General features: G+C 57.3%; 1 protein-coding gene. It reads left to right on the top strand.

The genetic code is table 11. From position 1 onward, the window contains the following. Position 1: 1 nt before the first annotated feature. A complete protein-coding gene (locus FBQ85_26530) occupies positions 2-4633 on the top strand; it encodes a hypothetical protein (protein MDL1878689.1) in 4632 nt (1543 codons plus the stop codon). Positions 4634-4842: the final 209 nt, after the last annotated feature.

Raw genomic sequence — 4842 nt, 5'->3', positions numbered from 1 at the left:
TATGCTGGTTGATTCACATGCCAGCACGATCGAGGGTTTTGTGTTTGACGGCAACAACGTTGCCGAAGACGCCCTGGATTTACGTGCGGCTACGGTGGCCAAACATAATGTGATCTATGGCATCCGGCAAGGCCAGGGACGCGGCGTTGCCATTTCCGGGCAGGCAATGCTGATCAACAACACGATTCACAACTGCGCGACCGCGGTGCAAATTACCACCGGAGCAGCCGCCGCGGTGGTGAAGAACAATCTCATCACCAACAACAGCATTGGAATTGACAACAACGCAGCGAATGGCGTGCATCGTTACAACGATGTTTATAACAACGAAGTCAATTACGCCGGCGCATTCAATTTTTCCGGAGTGGGCGACATCAGCCTGGCGCCGCGCTTTCTCGATCCCGCGGCCAATGATTTTCGCCTGCAAAACACTTCGCCTGCGCTCGATGCCGGTGATCCGGCGGATGCGGTCGGTGAGGAGCCGGCGCCGAATGGCGGCCGCATCGACCTGGGCGCGTACGGCGGCACGAAAAACGCCACGCCGCGCCTGCTTCCGCCGGTTTTGCTCACACCCGCCAACAGCGCTGATGGCCAGCCGCTCACGCCCACGCTGTCATGGCAGCCCGCCGCCGGCGCGACTTCATACCGGCTGCAAATTTCCACCGGCGCAGACTTCAGCACCACGGTCTTTGATGATTCCACCCTCAGCGCAACCTCATGGCCGGCTGGGCCGCTGGCCAACAATACACTGTACCACTGGCGAGTCAATGCCAAAAACAATTTCGGCCCAAGCGAATTTTCGAATGTGTTCCAGTTCACGACAGCCAGCCCGACACTGAGCGGGGTCTCGCCGGCGAGCGGCAATCGTTTGCAAACGCTGGAGGTGACTTTTACCGGCAACAATATTGCCGACGATCTCGCGATAAATGTCGGGGCGGATATTGCGATCAATTCCAAAAGGCTGCACAGCCCGGAGAGTTTGACCGTGAATCTCACTATCGCCGCCAACGCCGCCACCGGACCGCGCGAGTTTTCAGTGGGCGCGTCGAACAGCCGTTCTTTTACCGTCACCAATCCCGCGCCCACGCTGGCAAGCATTGCCCCGGCCCGCGGCGATATTGAACAAACCTTGGACGTGATATTTACCGGCAGCAATTTTTTTCAAGATGCCACCACGGTGAATGCCGGCAATGGCATCACCGTAAATGATATAACCGTCACGAACACAACCAGCTTGACGGCAAACCTCACCATCACCGCCGCGGCTGACACCGGCAGACATGATTTCGTGGTGATCAACAGCGGCCCCGGCGGAGGCGTCTCGGCCAGTCAAGCCTTCACGGTGAATCCGCAGACCGTGGCGTTGGCGGCCCTCGAGCCGGCAAGCGGAGAGCGTTTGCAAACGCTGGACGTGATTTTTTCCGGAACCAATTTTACTGAGGGTCTGGCGGTGAATGTCGGGCCGGATATTTCAATCAACTCGCAACAGCTCAACAGTCCGGCGAGCTTAACCGCGAATATTACCATTGGCGCCAACGCCGCCACCGGCCAGCACAATTTTTCACTTGGCTCATCCAACAGCGTGGCATTTATCGTCAACAATCCCGCGCCCATACTGGCAGAGATTTCTCCGGCCAGCGGCGATCTTGGCCAGACACTGGAGGTGGTTTTTACCGGCAGCAACTTTTTTCAAGATGCAACCACGGTGAACACCGGCCCGGGAATAGAGGTGAATGAGATCGTCGTGACCAGTACCACAAGCCTGACGGCGAACATCACGGTTACCGCCGCGGCAGACACCGGCATTCACAATTTTTCAGTGAGCAATGCCGCACCCGGCGGAGGAACCTCAGCCACGCAAACGTTCCGCGTGCGGCCGCAAACGGTGACGCTGACCAGCATCGACCCCACCGCCGGCGATCGTCTGCAAAGCTTGAATGTGGTTTTTGCCGGAACGAATTTTAATCAGAACCTTCCGGTGAACACCGGCCCGGGCATTACCGTCAATCTAAAAAGTCTGGATACCGGCGACACCAGCTTGACCGCGAATATCACGATCAGCGGCCAAGCTGCCACCGGGCCGCGCAATTTTTCTGTGGGAACCTCGAACAGCCAGACGTTCACCGTGCGCAATCCCGCGCCAACGCTGGCCGGACTCAGTCCTGCCGCAGGCGACGCCGGACAAACGCTCGATGTGGTCTTCATCGGCACGAACTTTTTTGGCGATGCCACTGCGGTGAATGTGGGATCAAACATCACGGTCAACTCGATCACAGTGAACAGCGCGACCAGCTTGACTGCGGATCTCACCATATCTGCCGGCGCAGCCCGGGGTGCGCGCGAATTCTCCGTGACCAACAGCGGCCCGGGCGGTGGAACTTCTGCCACGCAAACATTCACGGTGCGGCCGCAAAGCGTGATATTGGACAGTATCGCTCCCTCCGGCGGCAATCGTCTCGAGACTCTTGAAGTTGTTTTTACCGGTGCCAATCTGAGCGAAGATTTGGCCGTGAACGTTGGGCCGAATATCACAGTAAATCAAAAACAACTTACGGATGCAACGCGCCTGATTGCGAATATCACCATTGACAGCGCCGCCGCCACCGGGCCGCGTCTTTTCTCGCTCGGTACCTCCAATAGTCAAACCTTCACCGTAAGCAATCCCGCTCCGATGTTGACCGGCATTGCTCCGGACTCTGCCCGCATTGGGCAAACGGTTGAAGTCGAATTTTCCGGAATGAACTTCTTCCCTGGTGCCACCACCGTGAATGTTGGCAACGGCATCACAGTCAATGCCCTCGAGGCCAGAAATACGACCAGCATGGTTGCGCGGCTCACTCTCTCGACCGCGGCAGCTTTGGGTGTGCGTGAATTTTCCGTGAGCAACGCCAGCCCGGGCGGCGGCGTTTCGGCGAGCCGGAATTTTACGGTCTTGCGCAGCAATGCGGCGCCGGAAATCTCGTACACGCCGGTACTGTCAAGCCCAAACGGCCAGAGTATTGCGATTTCTGCCAGTATAATTGACGACAACGGCGTTGCCGGCGCGCATTTGCATTATCGCCGCGCCGGTGATCCCGGCTTCATCACGCAGCCAATGACGCTCGCCGGCGGTAACAATTATCGCGCCGATATTCTGGCAAACGCCGTAACCTCGCGCGGGGTGGAGTATTTTATCACGGCAACCGATGCGGATAATGCGCAAGACCGGCAACCGCCGATCAAATATTTCTCGATTCAAATACAAGTCTCCAGCGAGGCGCGGCACGATGAACAAGGTAATCCCGTGGCTCAGCCGGCAGGCAACATACAAGCCGCTTATCGTTTGATCTCTGTGCCCCTGCAACTGGAGGTTCCTGAGGCCCATGCCGTTCTCGCCGACGAGCTTGGCCCTTATGATGACACCAAATGGCGGCTTTATGGCTTGTCGCTGCTCGCTTCACAAAACCTCAACGACAAAGAGCCATATGCCGAATTGCGCAACAGCGGCGATTTATCCCCCGGAAAAAGCTTGTTCCTCATCGTCAACGAGCCGGACAAGGTTATTGTCACCGGCGCGGGACGATCGGTGCGCACGGATCGGGAGTTTGCCATTACCCTGCAGCGCGGCCACAACTTCATCGGCGCGCCCTTCAACTTCACCATTCCAATCAACAAGCTGCGCTTGCAAAGCGGCAGCAGCGTGACGCTGCGAACGTTTGCTGCTGCTGATTGGCCCTCTGCAACGGCGCTGGCGCCCTGGGAAGGATATTATGTTGCAAACCTGAACGAGACGGCAGACATTCTTTTCGTTGATCCGGATCTCTCCTCCGGCCCGCAGAAAGCAGCGCCAGCAAGCGCAACCAGCGCCGGCGGCTGGCGCGTGCAAATCATGGCAAGCTGCGCCGGGGCGCGCGATGATTTCAATTTTGCGGGCGTGCTGCCGGAAAGTGAAAATGGCTATGACGGCCATGATCGCGCCGAGCCTCCGCCCATCGGCGAGTATGTCTCGCTGTATTTCCCGCATCCGGAATGGCAAAAGGCCTTGGCTCGCTTCAGTGATGACATGCGCTCAGCGGCGACACCCAATCACTGCTGGGATTTTGAAGTGGCCAGTAAGGCCTACGGCGAAACGGTCAAACTACAATTCGATTTGAAGGAAATGCCGACCGGCGAGGGGGAGATTTATCTGCTGGATCCGGATTTGCAGTATCGCCAAAACCTGCGCGAGAGTTCCATTTACACGTTTGTCGCGCGCGGCGTCGAGCATGTAAAAAAACTGGCGTTGGTGGCGGGCGAAAAAGAGTTCGTTGCCGAACAAGTCGAAGCGAATGTGCCCTTGCCGCACACATTTGAGTTGCATCAAAATTTCCCCAACCCGTTTTCCAGCATGGCTTCCGAGCGCACGCGCGGCATGGCAAGCACCACGATTCGTTACGGCCTTCCCAGCGACGCGCGTGTCACGCTGCGTGTCTTCAATCTGCTGGGCGAGCTGGTGGCCACATTGGTGCCGGGCGAGGCGCAAGCCGCGGGGTATCATCTCGTCAACTGGGATGGCCGCGATGCGCGCGGGCGGCCGGTGACGGCAGGCGTTTATTTCTATCAGTTCACCGCCAATGCGTTTTCTCAAGTGCGGAAGGCTGTGGTGTTGAGGTAGGTTGGTTCGTGCCTGTCCGAATATGACGCAACCGATCTGGCGTTCGTACGACAACGTTAAGTCGCATTCTACGGCAGAGACAAAAAGCCCCATGGGGGAGAAATGTAGAACCTGAATTTTGCATGCTGAGATATGACAAGAAAGAATCGATAATCGTCTTAAACAAACCGCGAAGCGGTGGAATGTTTATAGTAAAATCCGCCCCACCA

It is taken from the genome of Cytophagia bacterium CHB2 (assembly GCA_030263535.1).
In the GTDB taxonomy this organism is placed as follows: domain Bacteria; phylum Zhuqueibacterota; class Zhuqueibacteria; order Zhuqueibacterales; family Zhuqueibacteraceae; genus Coneutiohabitans.
The sequence above is the reverse complement of the archived record's forward strand: the minus strand, read 5'-3'. Positions and strand labels throughout refer to the sequence as shown.